Source organism: Cohaesibacter intestini, from assembly GCF_003324485.1.
Lineage (GTDB): Bacteria > Pseudomonadota > Alphaproteobacteria > Rhizobiales > Cohaesibacteraceae > Cohaesibacter > Cohaesibacter intestini.
The window spans coordinates 141,668-158,283 of sequence record NZ_QODK01000001.1; the positions used below are offsets into that span (position 1 = coordinate 141,668).

Annotated in this window: 11 protein-coding genes; 5 read left to right on the forward strand and 6 right to left on the reverse strand. The window is 58.1% G+C overall.

Features of this window, described 5'->3' with window-relative positions:
• Positions 1-53: 53 nt before the first annotated feature.
• From tsaE to trxA, 5 genes are all read left to right on the forward strand, one after another.
• Positions 54-1,655 (forward strand): tRNA (adenosine(37)-N6)-threonylcarbamoyltransferase complex ATPase subunit type 1 TsaE, encoded by a 1,602-nt coding sequence (gene tsaE / locus DSD30_RS00640; protein ID WP_114007684.1) that lies wholly within the window; start codon positions 54-56, stop codon positions 1,653-1,655.
• Positions 1,656-1,699: 44 nt separating this feature from the next.
• Positions 1,700-2,443: a nucleotidyltransferase family protein gene (locus DSD30_RS00645; protein WP_198662757.1), complete on the forward strand. Its 744-nt coding sequence runs from the start codon at positions 1,700-1,702 to the stop codon at positions 2,441-2,443.
• A 34-nt stretch (positions 2,444-2,477) separates the two neighbouring features.
• Positions 2,478-5,600: a double-strand break repair protein AddB gene (gene addB / locus DSD30_RS00650; RefSeq protein WP_114007685.1), complete on the forward strand. Its 3,123-nt coding sequence runs from the start codon at positions 2,478-2,480 to the stop codon at positions 5,598-5,600.
• Between the two features lie 2 nt (positions 5,601-5,602).
• Positions 5,603-9,187 (forward strand): double-strand break repair helicase AddA, encoded by a 3,585-nt coding sequence (gene addA / locus DSD30_RS00655; RefSeq protein WP_157967498.1) that lies wholly within the window; start codon positions 5,603-5,605, stop codon positions 9,185-9,187.
• A gap of 114 nt (positions 9,188-9,301) precedes the next feature.
• Positions 9,302-9,637 (forward strand): thioredoxin, encoded by a 336-nt coding sequence (gene trxA / locus DSD30_RS00660; protein ID WP_280955298.1) that lies wholly within the window; start codon positions 9,302-9,304, stop codon positions 9,635-9,637.
• Between the two features lie 376 nt (positions 9,638-10,013).
• Here the strand turns inward: trxA and DSD30_RS00665 are convergent, their stop codons facing one another.
• The 6 genes from DSD30_RS00665 to DSD30_RS00690 form a co-directional block, all read right to left on the reverse strand.
• On the reverse strand, positions 10,014-10,166 hold the full coding sequence (locus DSD30_RS00665) for a DUF1127 domain-containing protein (protein WP_114008542.1): 153 nt from the start codon (positions 10,164-10,166) through the stop codon (positions 10,014-10,016).
• Positions 10,167-10,813: 647 nt separating this feature from the next.
• On the reverse strand, positions 10,814-12,121 hold the full coding sequence (locus tag DSD30_RS00670; protein ID WP_114008543.1) for a bifunctional folylpolyglutamate synthase/dihydrofolate synthase: 1,308 nt from the start codon (positions 12,119-12,121) through the stop codon (positions 10,814-10,816).
• Positions 12,122-12,306: 185 nt separating this feature from the next.
• Positions 12,307-13,338: an acetyl-CoA carboxylase, carboxyltransferase subunit beta gene (gene accD / locus DSD30_RS00675; protein WP_114007688.1), complete on the reverse strand. Its 1,032-nt coding sequence runs from the start codon at positions 13,336-13,338 to the stop codon at positions 12,307-12,309.
• 452 nt (positions 13,339-13,790) lie between these two features.
• The gene (trpA, locus tag DSD30_RS00680; protein ID WP_114007689.1) at positions 13,791-14,621 is read right to left on the reverse strand and encodes a tryptophan synthase subunit alpha; all 831 of its coding nucleotides are present in this window, start codon (positions 14,619-14,621) and stop codon (positions 13,791-13,793) included.
• A gap of 18 nt (positions 14,622-14,639) precedes the next feature.
• A complete protein-coding gene (trpB, locus tag DSD30_RS00685; protein ID WP_114008544.1) occupies positions 14,640-15,872 on the reverse strand; it encodes a tryptophan synthase subunit beta in 1,233 nt (410 codons plus the stop codon).
• Positions 15,873-15,937: 65 nt separating this feature from the next.
• Positions 15,938-16,582: a phosphoribosylanthranilate isomerase gene (locus DSD30_RS00690; protein WP_425359441.1), complete on the reverse strand. Its 645-nt coding sequence runs from the start codon at positions 16,580-16,582 to the stop codon at positions 15,938-15,940.
• Positions 16,583-16,616: the final 34 nt, after the last annotated feature.

Genomic DNA, 16,616 nt, shown 5'->3' on the forward strand with positions numbered 1-16,616 from the left:
AGATCAGGCCGAAAGCCGTGCAAAATTCCGGTTGATAGCCCAGCAGGTTGCCAATGTCAGACCCAACATGTCCCTCTTCCGAACGCAATGAAACCGTCTGGTCCTTTTGCTTTGCATCGCTGGATGAAGCGGCATCCGTCGCTCTGGCCTTTGATCTGGCGGGCGTGATCGGGACCGGGGATTGTCTGGCACTGGACGGTTCCGTTGGCCTTGGCAAGAGCACCTTTGCCCGCGCCTTGCTGCGTGGCCGGGCGGAGGATCCCGCACTCGAAGTGCCGAGCCCGACCTTCACCCTCGTTCAAACTTACGACATGCCGAGCGATCAAGAGGATCAGGAAAGCCTGGAGATCAGCCATTTCGATCTCTATCGGATCGGTGACTTCGATGAGCTTTATGAAATCGGCCTTGAGGAAAGCTGGCTGCAGGGAGTGGCCCTGATCGAATGGCCAGACCGGGCCGAAGAACTGCTGCCTGAGGACGCCCTGTGGCTGCAATTCGAACCCGGAGCGGATGACGATCGCCGCAAGCTCACCCTGTCAGGGACGGGGGCGTGGGGTAACAGGCTGCAACGGCTCTGCCTCAAGCGCGCCTTGCTGATAGCATCGGGTTGGGGCGGCGGGATGATCACCCCGATCAAGGGCGATCTGTCGCCGCGCAGCTATGGCCGCGTTTCGCTGAGTGATCAGGCATCGCAAGACAGCTTTGAGGTGGATAATGCGGGTGCGCAAAAACACGCCATCCTGATGGATATGCCAGCCTGGCCCCCCGGCCCCATTCTTGCCGACGGTCGGGCCTATGATCTGGTGGCCCATCGGGTGACTGCGTTGGCTCCGATGGTCAGCATCAGTGAAGGATTGACTGATCTGGGCCTCAGAGTACCAAATATTCACGGTGTAGATTTGACCAACGGCCTGATGCTGTGGGAGGATTTGGGCGGCGTCACCTTGGCAGACGGCCCGGAAAGCCCCGTTGCCGAGCGCTATATCGCGACTGCCCGACAATTGGCCCATCTGCACAGCCAGCCCTGCCCCACTGCGTTTGATGGCACAGGCGGCACGCATCACCTTTCCCGCTATGATCGCGCGGCTTTTCTGGTCGAGCTGGACGTGTTTCTCGATCATTATTGGCCCCATGTCAAAGGCAGGGCCTGTCCCCAAGAGGAACGGGCACGCTTTGCAGCCCTTTGGGCGCCTCTATTGAATCGACTGGAACGGGCAGAGCAGGTGCTTGTTCTGAGGGATGTGCAGGATCCCAACTGCTTTTGGCTGAGAGATGCACCAGATGGTCAGCCTGTCGGCTTCATCGATTTTCAGGACTGCCTGATCGGCCCGGTGGCCTATGATCTGGCCGCCCTTGCAACCGACGCCCGGGTCACCATATCCGATAGACTGGAAGAGGATATCCTGTCGGCCTATCATTCGGCACGCGATATCACCGGGGAAAGTCGGGAAGGCTTCGCTGTCCTCTATTGCCTTTGCGTTGCCCAGCGCACTATGAAAAATCTCGGTGCTTTCGCACGCGCTGCCGATCAATGGAACCGGCCTTCCTATCTGGCCCATATTCCTCGATCTCTGGGGTATCTTCGCAAGGCATTGGCCCACCCGCGGCTTTCGGACCTGAAAGACTGGTATGACAGCCATCAGCTTGACGGCTGACCCAGCCGACACTCAAACAAACCAAAGACAGACGGAACTCTGCAATGACGACATTTTCGCGGCCCACAACTGGCATGATCCTCGCAGCAGGCCTTGGCAAGCGCATGCGCCCTTTGACAGCGATCACGCCCAAACCCCTGATCCCGGTGGGCGGGCGTGCGATGATTGATCGGGCACTCAACGCCTTGATCGAAGCTGGCGGCGAGCGGGCCGTGATCAATGTGCATTATCTCGCTGATCTTGTGGAGGTGCATGTGCGTCACCGCAAAGACATTGACATCAAGATTTCCGACGAACGGGAAGAATTGCTGGAAACCGGTGGTGGCATCACCAAGGCACTGCCGTTGCTGGGTGATGATCCCTTCTATTTGCTCAATTCGGACAGTTTCTGGATGGAGGGGTCGATCCCCAACCTCGATTTGCTGGCCCAGCATTGGCTGTCAGATGATATGGATGGTCTGCTTTTGCTGTCCCCTACGGTGGATGCGGTTGGCTATCATGGCCGAGGGGATTTTCAGATGGATCCGTTTGGCCGTCTGCGCCGCCGCAAGCCGCATGAAGTCTCACCTTATATCTATGCGGGAGCTGGCATCTTGCATCCACGGCTGTTCGAGGGGTCCGTTGCAACCCCCCACTCTCTCAACGTACAGTTTGACAAGGCAATCGAATCGGGGCGACTGTTTGGCCTGATCATGGATGGCCAATGGCTGCATGTGGGCACGCCCCACGCCATTCCATTGGCCGAACGTGCCATTGCCCATAGCGCAACACGGGGACTGAATACCTGAGGCGCGCCTCCCAGACCAATTGTCAGGACCCAAAATGGACGCCGCGCCCTCGATTTTTTCCATCTCGCCCGCCAGCCCCTTTCTGGCGACCCTGATTGATGCCTTGATCGAGGGGCGATTGCTGCCGCATTTTCGGGCCGACAGTCCGGCTGATCTGGGACGCGCCATTGTCTATGTGCCGACCCAACGTACGGCGGATGCGCTCAAAGAAGCGTTTCTGCCGCACCTTCAAAGCCGTGGCTGGCAAAGCGTCATCTTGCCCAGAATCCATGTCATCGGCGACATGGATGAGGATCTGATGCCGTTCAAGGTGGCGGCTGGCGGCGATGATGGCTTTTGGCAATTGCCAACCGCGATGGACAGTCTGCAACGGCGGCTTTCCATGACATCGCTCGTCCATCGCTGGGCGCAGAATTATGCCCGCGAAGCCCTGTCCCTATCGGCCAGCGAGACGCTGCATGTGTCCAACACACCCTCGGATGCAGCTTATCTGGCAATTGATCTGCTGGCCTTGATTGATGCGGTCCATCGCGAGCGCTCCGACTGGGCCTTGCTGGAAGGGTTGGTGCCCGAGGACTACAGCGCCTTTTGGCAGATCAGTCTCAAATTTCTTGAAACCGCCACCAGCCTCTGGCCGGATTATCTCAAAGCTTTGGGGCTGGTTGATCCGGTCGAGCGGCGCAATGCAGTGCTGAAGGCCGAGATCGAAGCCATCAAGGCCCACGATGGTCCGGTGATAGCCGCAGGCTCCACCGGTTCCATTCCTGCCACTGCTGATCTGTTGCAGGCGGTTGCCCATCATGCTCAGGGCGCGCTGATCCTGCCGGGGCTTGATTTCCATCTTGACGAAGAAAGCTGGCAGGCCATCGGCGCTTTGCATCCGGCGATTGGTCAGGCCGCAGGTGTGGCGGGGCATCCGCAGTTTAACCTCAAGCAATTGCTCGACCAGATCGGCGCGAAACGCACGGACGTGGTCGATCTCTCTAGCCTTTCCCAGACGCAAAGCGACCGGATCCTATTGGTCAGCGAAGCCCTAAGGCCTGCGGAGACCACCGACAAATGGGGCGAGAGCCTTGGCCGCCTCAGCGATGCAATGCGCCAAGAAGCGCTGGCCGGTGTGGCCTTGGCAGAAGCGGAAAATGAGCAGGAAGAGGCCCGCATTGCGGCGCTGGCCCTGCGGGAAGTGTTGGAGCGGCCTGACGCGCGCGCGGCTTTGGTGACCCCGGACCGGGCGTTGGCGCGGCGGGTGCTGCTGGAGCTGAAACGCTGGAAGATCGACGTCGAGGATACTGCCGGGATGCCACTGGCGGAGACACCACCTGCCCTGCTGCTACGCTTGATGGTGGAATGCGTCATTGATCGCTTTGACCCGGTGCGGCTGCTGGCTTTGCTCAAGCATCCGCTGACCAGCTTTGGCCTGCCGCGCAGTGAAGTGCGTCGAGCGGCACGCTTTTTGGAGTTGCAGGTGTTGCGCGGGCCACGGCTTGGTGCGGGCATTGCACCGATCCGCAAAGAGCTTTTCCGCAAGTGTGAAGAGGCGGAAAAGCGTCATCAAAGCGGCGACTTCAAGACCGAAATCTGGGATCTCTGTGCGGGCCTGATTGATCAGCTGGAAGCCTCTGTCGCGCCTTTGTTGGTACTGACGGAGCAAGAAGACAGCGCCCAATTTGCCCAATGGGTGGAAGCGGCGATTGCCTCCCTTGAGACACTGGCAGCCGATCAGGAGGGCACACCGGACCGACTGTATGATGAGGCAGCAGGCCGTGCCTTGCTCAGCTTTTTTGATCGGGCGGGGCAGTGGAATGAAGGATCCTTGCCGCTCGATGGCCGCGATGTGCCGCCCTTCCTTGTGGCAATGATGTCCGGCGAGACGGTTCTTTCCCATGGCGAAGGGGATCCGCGTCTGCAATTGCTCGGCACGCTTGAAGCCCGACTGCTGGATGTGGACCGGGTGGTGATTGGCGGGCTGAATGAAGGCTCGTGGCCGGCGGAAACCAAGAGCGATGCATGGCTGTCGCGCCCGATGCGGGCCGGGATGCTGTTGGAGCCGCCCGAGCGAAGGATCGGTCTTGCCGCTCACGACTTCGCGCAAGCAATGGGACGGGCGGAGGTGGTGTTGATCCGATCTCTGAAAACAGGCGGACAGCCGACCGTGCCCAGCCGCTGGCTGCAACGACTGGAAGCAGTGTCCGGTCCTCTGGCCCGTGCCGCCATGCGTGAGCGCGGGGCCTGCTATGGTCGCTGGGCCAAGGCGCTCGATGCCCCACAGCGAACCATCTCATTGCATCGCCCTGAGCCCGTGCCACCGCTGGATGCCCGACCGCGTCATCTGTCAGTAACCGAAATCGAGACATGGGTGCGCGATCCTTACGCGCTTTATGCCAAGCATGTGTTGGGCTTGCGGCCCTTGGATGACATTGGCACCGCACCGGGCGGGGCAGAAAAAGGCTCGATCATTCATGATATTCTGGGGGACTTCACCCAGAGCTGGACCGGCCCTTATGATGAAAGCGCCGTCGAAAAACTGTTGGAACTGGGGCGCGAGGCCTTCAAGCGGCTGGAACATTTCCCCGAGCTATTGGCCTTTTGGTGGCCGCGTTTTGAGCGGATTGCCCGCTGGTTCGTGCTGGACTGGGAAGCCTCTCGGACGGGCGAGATTGCCGGGCGCTATGCGGAAATTTCCGGCGCCATCACCTTGCCGGTGCGCGGCGGGGATTTCCATTTGCGGGGTCGGGCCGACCGGCTTGATATTAGCCTTGATGACCGATTGCATGTGATTGACTTCAAGACCGGCACGCCGCCAAGCGCCAAGCAGGTACTGCCCGGCTTTGCGCCGCAATTGGCGTTGGAAGGCTATATGGCCAAGCTCGGTGGCTTTAGCGACATTCCACACGGCATCGAGATGGCTGACATGGCCTGGATCCGTCTGTCTGGCGGGCGCAAACCCGGCGAAGTGAAGAGCGGTGTCGAGAAAGACTATGCCGCAGAAGATGTGGTCGAGCTGATTGGCAAGCGCCTGCTGGCGCTGATCACGGCCTATGACGACCCGTCCAAGGGCTATCCATCGCGGGCGCGACCGATGTTTGAGCGGTTTGAAAGCCCCTATGACCATCTGGCGCGGGTCAAGGAATGGTCTTTGCATGGGGAGGAGAGCTGATCATGGCCTTTGACATTCCAGCCGACACGCTGCTGGCGCAAGCCAATGCCTCCCACCCTGATTATTCTGCATGGGTGAGCGCCAATGCGGGCTCGGGCAAGACCTTTGTCTTGGCCCGCCGGGTGATCCGCTTGTTGCTCAATGGCACCGAACCCTCGCGCATTCTTTGCCTGACCTTTACCAAAGCGGCGGCGGCGGAAATGTCGAACCGGGTCTTTGCCGAATTGTCCGGCTGGACCGAATTGTCTGACGCGGCGCTGAAGGACAAGCTTACCGAGATTGAAGGCAAGGCCCCGTCTGACGCCACATTGCAGCTGGCCCGGCGTCTGTTTGCGCGGGCGTTGGAAACGCCGGGCGGCCTCAAAATCCAGACCATCCATGCCTTTGCCGAACGCTTGCTGCATCAGTTCCCGCTGGAGGCCAATGTTCCGGCGCACTTTGAAATTCTCGATGACCAATTGGCCACAGAACTCCTGCAAGCAGCCCTTGGCCATGTGATGCGCTCGGCGCGGCTGGGCAAGCGCCCCGACTGGCAACAGGCGCTCAATCTGCTGATTGATCATATGGGCGATGGGGACATCCAGACCGCTTTGGCCGATCTGGTGCGAAGGCGCGATGGCTTTGGCCGCTTCCTTGAAATGAGCGAAGGGACAAAGGCCGCTGGTGGCGAAACCGGGCTGGAAGCGGCGTTGGCCGCGCTCGCCCAAGGGCTGGATCTCAGTCCCTCTGACAGCCTTGCCGCGCTGACAGCCAGCATTCCGTTCGGCCCCGGCTTTGATCGCGATGCGATTGCGGCACTTGCCCCGTTGTTTGAGACCGGCGGCAAGCGCGACAAGGATCAGGCGGCCTTGATGCGGGTTTTGCTGGCAGCCGACAGCGAGGCAGTGCAGGTCAGCCTGTGGCAGCAGATTTTCCGCAAGAAGGACGGTGCGGCCAAGGCCGACAGCACCTTTGCGTCCAAAAAGATGCGCGAGGCGGAGCCGTCCCTTTCGGGCCGCACCGACCGAGAACAGACGCGTCTTGATGCCTTGGCCGACAAAAGCAATGCCCTTGTTACTCTTGAGGTCAGCCGGGCTTTGTTCACATTGGCGGACGGCGTGATTGGCCATTATGAACGGGCCAAGGCGGCGCGTGGGTTGATGGATTTTGACGATCTGATCCTCAAGGCAGCCGACCTGCTGCGCCCGGTCAATGCGGCCGCCTGGGTGCATTACAAACTCGATCAGGGGATCGATCATATTCTGGTCGATGAGGCGCAGGATACCAACCCGCATCAATGGGCGATCATTCGCCAGCTGGGGGAAGAATTTTTCTATGGCGACAGTGGGCGGGCCGAAAATCGGACGATTTTTGCGGTTGGCGACGAGAAACAATCGATCTATTCCTTCCAAGGGGCCGAACCCAAATGGTTCGCTGACATGCGCCGCTTCTTCAAGCAGCGTGCCAACGAAGCGAAAAAGCCGTTCCATGACATCAAACTGCGGCTGTCTTTCCGCTCGACGCCGCATGTGCTGCGCTCGGTGGATTCGGTCTTCTCGATTGAGAGCACCTATGATGCCTTGTCGTCGGACAAGGAAGCCACGGTGCATGAACCGATCCGTCAACGCGACCCCGGACTGGTGGAAATCTGGCCGCTTTATGAGCCGGTTGAGCAAGAGATTGATGAGGATTGGGCCAAGCCGCTCGATGCGCAGGGGGATCTCAGCCCGCCGGTCCAATTGGCCCGAACCATTGCCCGCACCGTGCGCCATTGGATTGAAACGGGCGAGCGGCTGGAAGGCAGCGGACGCGCCATCACGGCTGGCGACATTCTGGTTTTGGTGCGCAAACGCGGGGCCTTCGTCACGGCGGTCAATCGGGCGCTGAAGGAAGAAGGCCTGCCGGTGGCAGGCGCCGACCGCTTGGCGTTGCTTGATCATATTGCGGTGATGGATTTGTTGTCACTGGGGGATGTGATGCTGTTGCCAGAGGATGATCTGTCGCTCGCCGCTGTGCTAAAAAGCCCGCTTTTCGGCCTGTCGGAGGAGCGGCTGTTTGACCTCGCCCATCAATCGGGTGGACGCCGCCGCAGCCTGTGGGACAGCCTGAAGAAACGCGCCGAAAGCGGGGCCGCGGCGGATGCGGATTTCGCCGAAATTTTCGCGCAATTGTTCCGCTGGCAGAGCCAGATCGACTTCCAGCCTCCTTTTGACTTTTTCGCCCAAGTGTTGGGGCCGGATGGCAAAAGGCAAGCCTTTGTTGAACGGTTGGGACCAGAAGCCGATGAAGTGATCGACGAATTGCTGTCACGGGCGCTCGATTTTGAAAAGACCCAGACGCCGAACCTGCAGGCCTTTCTTGCTGCGATGCGACAGGGTGGCGCGGAAATCAAGCGCGATATGGGCGCCGCCGATGACCAGATCCGCGTCATGACGGTGCATGGCTCGAAGGGTCTGGAAGCGCCGATTGTCTTTCTGGTCGATGGCACCGGACAGCCAGCCAATGCACGCCACCATCCGCACTTGGTGACGCTGACCCATGACGATCCTGATCCTCTGTCCGACCATCCCGACCTGATGGTCTGGAAAGCGCCGACCGCCAACCAGCCAAGTCCGGTGAAGCAGAGCCTGAGCAAGCTTGACCGGGAAGCGGAAGAGGAATATCTGCGTCTGCTTTATGTCGGCATGACACGGGCCGAAGACCGGCTTTATCTCTGCGGCTATCGCGGCAAACGCGAGGCTTCAGAAAATTGCTGGTATGAAGTGGCCCGCCGGTCCCTGTCGGACAAATTGCTTGAAGTGGCCCATCCGCTGAGCGGCGATGTGGTTCATCGCTGGCAATTGGAGGGGAGCTTTGTTGCCAAGGATGGCAAACAAGAGGGGCCAAAAGGCGCTGATATCCCACACGCTCCCTTGCCGGACTGGCTTAGGCAACCGGCAAGCCCTGCCCCGACGGCTCAGTCGATGCTGCAGCCTTCGCGTGCTGCGGATATGCAAGAGGCCGAGCACAGCCCTGTGCCAACCCTTGGTTCTGATTTGGCCGGGACGCGGACACCACAGATCCACGATTGGGAACCACGGCGGCGCGGGTTGCTGATGCATGCTCTGTTTGAGCATCTGCCACAGGTGAACCAAGCGGATCGGTCTGCGGCAGCGGATGCCTATCTCGCCCGGATGGCAAGCGACATGCCTGCCCCCGCCCGCAAAGCCCTGCTCGAGGAAGTCGAACGCCTGCTCGATCACCCGGACTACGCGGCTCTGTTCGGCAAGGACAGTCTGGCAGAAATTTCCATTTCCGGTCAGGTGGTGATCGAGGGAGAAATACGGTCGGTTTCCGGCCAGATCGATCGGCTGCTGGTGGAAGAGGATCAGGTGACCTTGGTCGATTACAAGACGAATCGTCACGTTCCGACCGACCCGCGCGACATCCCCTTTGCCTATCAGGTGCAGCTGGCGCTTTATGGTCATTTGCTGGCACCGCTCTATCCCGGCAAGGCAATCACATGTAAACTGTTGTGGACGGCCTCCCCTGCCATGATGGCGCTTTCGGCGGATCAGCGGCATTCAGCATTGCGTGAGATCGGCGTTGATCTTGCTATTGGTTCTTGACGCGCGCTGGGGGAATACCTACCTTCAAGGCAACAGACCAATATTCACTTATCAATGAATATTGATGAATAACCAGCCCTGACCGTTTCAATATCCCGATCGGCAAGGGCGCATATGGAAAAGAGGCATGTTATGGCTATCGTAAATGCGACAGACGCGAATTTTGCTGAAGAAACCCAGGGCGATGTGCCTGTGGTCGTGGACTTCTGGGCAGAATGGTGCGGCCCTTGCAAAATGATCGCTCCGATCCTGAATGAAATCGACACCGAGAAAGCCGGTGCGGTGAAAATCGTCAAGGTCAATGTTGATGAGAATCCGAACACTGCTGCTCAGTATGGCGTTCGCTCCATCCCGACCCTGCTGCTGTTCAAAGGCGGTGAGCCGGTTGCCATGAAAGTTGGCGCGGCTCCAAAATCCGACCTTGAAAAATGGATCGAAACCGGCGCTTGAGCCGTCGATCCCATTCTCGGTTAGTACAAAACCCGGTCAGCCCAGCTGATCGGGTTTCTTTTTGGGCACATTCCACCTCACAAAAGCCGGAGGTTCAGAAAGTCTGGTGGCAAGGGAGATCGCCCGCAAGGCACGACAGCACGATCGCCGCCACAAATTGGGCGACACGGCGTGCGGATGGGGTATGTTTTCGGGAAAAGTCTCCCCAAAATAACGAAAGCCCACCGGGGGAGGAGGTCCGGTGGGCTTCGTTGCAAGATCCAAAACCGGGAGGAGGATGTTTTGGATCTATCAGGCTTTTTGGGAGGAGAAGAAAGCCTGAATTTGCTGAAACTGTGGGCTTTCGCTTGAGACAAGTCAGAAGCGAAAGTCTTTATTACACGCGGGCAGCTTCCCGAGCGATAGAGGTGATGTCTGCGCGGGAGATACCCAGATCGTTCAGATCGCGGTTGCTCAAGCGGCTCAGTTCATCAACAGTGTCACGGTAGTTGCGCCACTGACGGTAATTTTTCACAACGTTATCAAGCATGATAATCATCCTTTCACTGTGGCTTCGGTATCGAGTTCTTTTTGTTTCTCTTTGCAACGAAGCGGGCCGTAACTCGATTTAAAGCGTCGCTCCGTTGTGTTGATTTGTATATAGCTCATAGCTCGGGCATTTACATCGCTCAGTTTTGCATAGCTGTCTTGCGAAACATGCAAAACCATTGTTACTCATTTTTTATCCATGCATAAAACGCATAGCTTGAGGTGCTCAAGAATATTATTCAATTTTTTCAATTACTTAACTCGATTTACTACGCAAATCACCTTACAACCTTGGTTTAAGACAAGCGTTTGTATTTTACAGGTTTGGAGCGTTTTAAACCGGCATTTGGGGTCCAAACGCAAAATTTTGAAGTAATTCTAATTAGTTACGGAGCTGCGTCCTTCTGACCCACGCTAGAAGCATTCAAAATTGTAACGATTTCCATTCCAACCGACGGAACGGGTCTCCGGAAGTTTCAAGCAAACGTTTGCGCGAAATGCTGCTTTTTACGGCATTTGCCTAGCCGAATGGAGCGGTTATTGAGCACGCACTCCAGTTTCTTGTCAAAAAATGCATATCTCGAAAAAAGTTTTGGCCGTGATGTACGGGGCTTGACCCTGTGCGAAACTCGTTTTGCAGCGCTTTTTTTACACAGGCGGGGTGCCATTGGCCGCCAAAACGGCGCCTGCGAGATAAAGAGATCCACAAATCAGGATGCGTGGAGCCCCCTGAAGCTTCTGTAGATCGAGTTTTTTGAGGGCTTCTTCCAAAGATCCAGCGGCGGAAGCCGGGATTCCGGTTTCCTGAGCAATGCGCGCCAGCTCCACCGGTTCGATTCCGGCGGCTGACCCGGAGACCGGGACGGTGATGATCTCTTTTGCCAACCCCTTGAAAGGCGTAAAATAGCCCGACGGATCCTTGGTGCTGAGCATGCCAACAATCATATGCAGCGGTCGGGGGGCTTTTTCTTCCAGATCCGCCAAGGCCGAGGCCAACGCCAAACCGGCTTGCGGATTGTGGCCACCATCGAGCCACAGTTCGACCTCGCGCGGCAACAGATCAAGCAATTGACCCTGTGCCAGCCGCTGCAGACGCGCTGGCCAGCGGACATTGATCAGCCCGGCTTCGATCGCTTTGTCATCAAAATCCGGCATGACCGCTTTCAAGGTGGCAATTGCCACCCCGGCATTCATCAACTGATGACGCCCGCCGAGGCGTGGCAGAGGCAGATCGAGCAATCCCCTTTCGCCCTGAAAAACCATGCGGCCATGCTCTTCATAGCTCATCCAGTCCTGGCCGCCGATCAGCACAGGCCCGGCGCGCACGGTACGGGCTTCAGCCTCAAGCACTTTGCGGACCACATCGCCCTGTGATGCAAAAATAGCCGGCACACCAGGTTTGAGAATACCGGCCTTTTCCCGCGCGATGCCCTCAAGATCAGGCCCGAGAAAATTCTCGTGATCATGGGCGATCGGGGTAATCACACTGGCAAGCGGCTTGTCGATGACATTGGTGGCGTCAAGGCGTCCGCCCAACCCCACTTCGAGCACCAACAAGTCGGCGGGATGTTGGGAGAAGAGCAGAAAGGCCGCCACAGTGGTGATCTCAAAGAAGGTGATTGGTGCACCGTCATTGGCTTTCTCGCAGATCTGCAAGGCCTCCACCAAGGCTTCGTCGCTGACAAAGCTGCCCGCAAGACGGATCCGCTCATGGAAATGAACCAGATGGGGCGAGCTGTAGACATGAACCTTGAGGCCCGCCGCTTCCGCCATGGCGCGGATGAAGGCTGAGGTCGACCCTTTGCCATTGGTTCCGGCCACATGGATGGTGGGCGGCAGGGCATGGTGCGGATTGCCCAGCTTGTCGAGCAGGACATGCATGCGTTCCAAGCCCAGATCAATGCTTTTGGGATGCAGCGCGATCATGCGCTCGAGTATCGCTTCTGCCTGTTCCATCATTGCCGACCAGTGTGTTGGATTTTGGATCGGTTCTGTATATCCGTCGGCCAAGCCCGTGGCAATCGACAAGTGTGGCTCTCACGTCAGGCCAAACGGGGCGTCACCACAAAAAAGCCCGGCCTCTTCCGAGGTCGGGCCGTACGATAGCAGGTAGGCAAGCCATACCACCAACAAGAAAGGGCTTAGCCCTTGTTGTTGGCTGTTTCTTCCGCAGCCTCGTCAGTTGCCTTTGGCTCGTCCTCAGCGGCAACCGTCTCTGCTGGATCAGCGGCCTGTGCAGCGACCGGGGCTTCTTCAACTGCCTCGACCGGGGCTTCTTCAACGAGATCAGCCATGGGCACGGGGGCCTCTTTGGGCTCTGGGGTGTCGGTGTTGGTGAAGAAGCGGCACAGGCGGGCAATGGTGCTTGGCAGATCATGACGATGGACAACCATGTCGACCATGCCATGCTCCTTGAGATATTCGGCACGCTGGAAGCCTTCTGGCAGTTTTTCGCGGATCGTCTGTTCGATCACGCGCTGACCGGCAAAACCGATCAAAGCCCCCGGCTCGGCCAGATGAATGTCACCAAGCATCGCGTAAGAAGCAGTCACGCCACCGGTCGTCGGATCGGTCAGGACCAGAATGTAAGGCAATCCTGCTTCGCGCAAAGCCTGAACGGCGACGGTCGTGCGCGGCATCTGCATCAGCGAGAGAATGCCCTCCTGCATGCGTGCACCACCAGAAGCGGTGAACAGAACGAAAGGCGTTTTGTCTTCGACGGCACGCAGCATACCGGTGATCAAGGCTTCACCGGCGGCCATGCCAAGGGAACCGCCAAGGAAGGTGAAATCCTGCACGGCGGCGGTGAGCAACAGGCCCTCGACCGTGCCTTGCGCGACAGAGACCGAATCCTGCTTGCCCGTTTTGGCGCGCGCATCGCGCATGCGGTCGACATAGCGCTTGGTGTCGCGGAACTTCAGCGGATCCATCGACGCTTCTGGCAACTCCAGCAGGCTATAGTCGCCATCATCAAACAGGAAGCCGAAGCGCTGGGTTGCATTCAGCCGCATGTGGAATTCAGAGTTCGGCACGACGAACTGATTGTTTTCCAAATCCCGATGGAACACCATTTCTCCGGTGACCGGGCATTTGATCCAGAGATTTTCCGGTGCTTCCCGCCGGTTCAAAATCGAGCGAATTTTCGGTCTGACGACAGTGTTAATCCAGTTCACGAACCACTTCCTGATCTATGCCCTTTTGGGCTTGTTCTGCTGCATCCCTTTCCCGGCTAGGATGAAGCCAGGATGAAATGCCTTCCCGTTCTGTTGCATCCCGCCCGAACCATGCCCTTACATGAAGGTCACTGGCAGCGTAGGCGTGGCCCTGACCCCATGAGACCGCCAGCCCCTGCAAGTGGGACGGGTTCCTCTGATCATGAGACCGAGCAAGGTCAATCCCCGCAGCAGCGCGAGGTGTTCACAATGTTGGTGGCTAACAAAAAGGCCTCAAACGAGGCCTTTGTCAGGCCGTGCCATACAATACACGCAAATGTGACGATGGCACGACCTTATTTCAATGCCTGAAGCGGGTTTCAGGGTCAGTTATTGACGAAAATCCCCCTAAAGGGCAGGGTGACCTTCCCTAACGTAATTAGATTCAGACCCGATTGATCGGGCCTTGACGGTCAGCTTCTGGCGTCAGCGCAGCCCTTGGCAAGGCCTGCAACAATGTCCGTTACAGCGCTAACGGTGGTGGCAGTGGCTTTGCCATTGTCATCGAGGCTTTCGCGAATGGCATTGACCAGCACCGAGCCGACCACAACCCCGTCAGCGGTCGCGCCGACAGCAGAGGCTTGCTCTGGGGTTTTCACACCAAAACCGACGGCAACGGGCAGATCGGTATGGCCTTTGATCTGCTTGACCGCAACCGCCACTTTGTCGGCATCCAGTGCGCCGGTGCCGGTGATACCGGTGACCGAAACATAATAGACAAAGCCGGAGGTGTTCTGCAGCACTTTGGGCAGGCGGGCATCATCGGTGGTGGGCGTTGCCAGACGGATGAAGTTGAGGCCGCCATCACGGGCCGGAAGGCACAGCTCGTCGTCATGCTCAGGTGGCAGATCAACGACGATCAGGCCATCGACGCCCGCAGCCTTGGCATCAGCGACGAACTTTTCCGGTCCCCAAATATAGATGGGATTGTAATAACCCATCAGGATGATCGGGGTGTCGTTGTCTTCCTTGCGGAAATCCCGCACCATCTGCAAGGTCTTTTCCATCGTGTGACCACCGGCCAGCGCGCGCTGGGTGGCGAGCTGGATCGGCACGCCCTCAGCCATCGGATCGGAGAAAGGCATGCCCAACTCGATCACGTCAATGCCAGCCTTTGGCAAGGCCTTCAACAGGGCCAGCGAGGTGTCGAGATCCGGATCCCCGGCGGTGATGAAGCCGACCAGAGCGGGACGATTTTCGGCCTTGCAGGCAGCAAAGCGGGTATCGATACGAGTTTTTTCCATTGCTTTTGTTCCTGCTGCTTATTCCGAAATCGAGCCAAGGCCGAGATGCTTGCTGACGGTGTTGACATCCTTGTCACCACGTCCGGACAGGTTGACCACGATGATCTGGTCCTTGTCCATGCTCGGTGCCCGCTTGATGACTTCGGCGATGGCGTGGGAGCTTTCGAGCGCCGGAATGATGCCTTCGGTGCGGCAGAGCAACTGGAACGCGTCGAGGGCTTCTTTGTCGCTGGCCGAGACATAGTCCACACGGCCGGAATCGCGCAGGTAGGAATGTTCCGGTCCGATGCCCGGATAATCAAGACCGGCAGAGATGGAATGGCCTTCCAGGATCTGGCCGTCGTCATCCTGCAGCAAATAGGTACGGTTGCCATGCAACACACCCGGCTTGCCTGCATTCAATGAGGCGCAGTGGGCTTCGGTATCAAGACCGTGACCGGCCGCTTCGACGCCGACAATCTGAACGCCTTCATCCTCAAGGAAAGGATGGAACATGCCAATGGCATTGGAACCACCACCAAGGCAGGCGACCAGCATGTCTGGCAAGCGCCCTTCAGCAGCCTGCATCTGCTCTTTGACTTCCTGACCAATGATCGACTGAAAGTCCCGCACAAGGCGCGGATAAGGATGCGGGCCAGCGGCGGTACCAATGATATAATAGGTGTTGTCGACATTGGTGACCCAGTCGCGCAGGGCTTCGTTCATGGCATCCTTGAGGGTGCCAGCACCAGCGGTCACCGGATTGACCTTGCCGCCAAGCAGTTCCATGCGGAAGACATTCGGCGCCTGACGCTCCACATCGGTCGCCCCCATATAGACTTCGCAGGGGAAGCCAAAGCGGGCGCAGACGGTGGCGGTGGCCACCCCGTGTTGACCGGCACCGGTTTCGGCGATGATCCGGGTTTTTCCCATCCGTTTGGCAAGCAGGATCTGGCCAAGGCAGTTGTTGATCTTGTGGCTGCCGGTATGGTTCAGCTCTTCGCGCTTGAGATAGATTTTCGCGCCGCCCAGCTCTTCGGTCAGGCGCTCGGCATAGTAAAGCGGGCTCTGACGACCGACATAATGTTTGTGCAAGTCGGCCAGTTCGGCATGAAAGGCCGGGTCGGCCATGGCTTCATTATAGGCCTTCTCGAGCGAGAGGATCAGCGGCATCAGGGTTTCGGAGACAAACTGGCCGCCATAGATCCCGAAAAAGCCGCGCTCGTCCGGTCCCTGAAAGCGGGAGTTTGGCAGGGTCGATGTATCTGTCATGGCAATTTCCTTGCGCATATCTGGCTGTCTTTGGCGGAAGGCTGACGCCTTCAATCCGGCACCCTTTATGCGGCGCCTTTGGCTGCAAAGACAAAATCAATGATCTTTTGCCGGTCCTTGACGCCCGGCTCACTTTCCACCCCGGATGACACATCCACCCCTTGGGGATGGATCAGGCGGATTGCCTCGGCCACATTGTCCGGGTCAAGACCACCTGCCAGGATGAGCGGTTTCGATAGCTTGAGATTCTTGATCAGTTGCCAGTCAAAGCTGATGCCATTGCCGCCCGGAAGATCGGTTTTCATCTCCTTGGGGGGCTTGGCGTCCAACAACAGCATGTCGCACACGGCTTCATAGGAAGCGATGGGTGCCAGATCTGTTTCATCCCGAATGGCAAGCGCCTTCATGACCGGACGGCCGAAGCGCGCCTTGATGTCTGCCACTCTTTGAGGGGATTCAGACCCGTGCAATTGCCAGATATCGGGATTGATCGACTGGTCGATGGCCTCAAGCTCATCGTCACTCGCATTGACAGTGAGGGCGACTATGGACGCTTTGCCGCGTACCGGACCCACCAGTTCCTTCGCTTTCCCATATTCCACATGCCTCGGGCTTTTTGGAAAAAACACAAACCCAATCCAGTTTGCACCGGCTTGCAGGCAGGTCTCGATCATATCCGGTGTCGATAGCCCGCATATCTTTACATACATGGCCAACCCTCTCGATGCAATGGTTTTGGGGTTT

Bases quoted from the DNA above. Each gene is read 5' to 3' on its own strand.
- tsaE (WP_114007684.1), top strand. From the start codon at position 54: ATGTCAGACCCAACATGTCCCTCTTCCGAACGCAATGAAACCGTCTGG.
- DSD30_RS00645 (WP_198662757.1), top strand. From the start codon at position 1,700: ATGACGACATTTTCGCGGCCCACAACTGGCATGATCCTCGCAGCAGGC.
- addB (WP_114007685.1), top strand. From the start codon at position 2,478: ATGGACGCCGCGCCCTCGATTTTTTCCATCTCGCCCGCCAGCCCCTTT.
- addA (WP_157967498.1), top strand. From the start codon at position 5,603: ATGGCCTTTGACATTCCAGCCGACACGCTGCTGGCGCAAGCCAATGCC.
- trxA (WP_280955298.1), top strand. From the start codon at position 9,302: ATGGAAAAGAGGCATGTTATGGCTATCGTAAATGCGACAGACGCGAAT.
- DSD30_RS00665 (WP_114008542.1), bottom strand. From the start codon at position 10,166: ATGCTTGATAACGTTGTGAAAAATTACCGTCAGTGGCGCAACTACCGT.
- DSD30_RS00670 (WP_114008543.1), bottom strand. From the start codon at position 12,121: ATGGAACAGGCAGAAGCGATACTCGAGCGCATGATCGCGCTGCATCCC.
- trpA (WP_114007689.1), bottom strand. From the start codon at position 14,621: ATGGAAAAAACTCGTATCGATACCCGCTTTGCTGCCTGCAAGGCCGAA.
- trpB (WP_114008544.1), bottom strand. From the start codon at position 15,872: ATGACAGATACATCGACCCTGCCAAACTCCCGCTTTCAGGGACCGGAC.
- DSD30_RS00690 (WP_425359441.1), bottom strand. From the start codon at position 16,582: ATGTATGTAAAGATATGCGGGCTATCGACACCGGATATGATCGAGACC.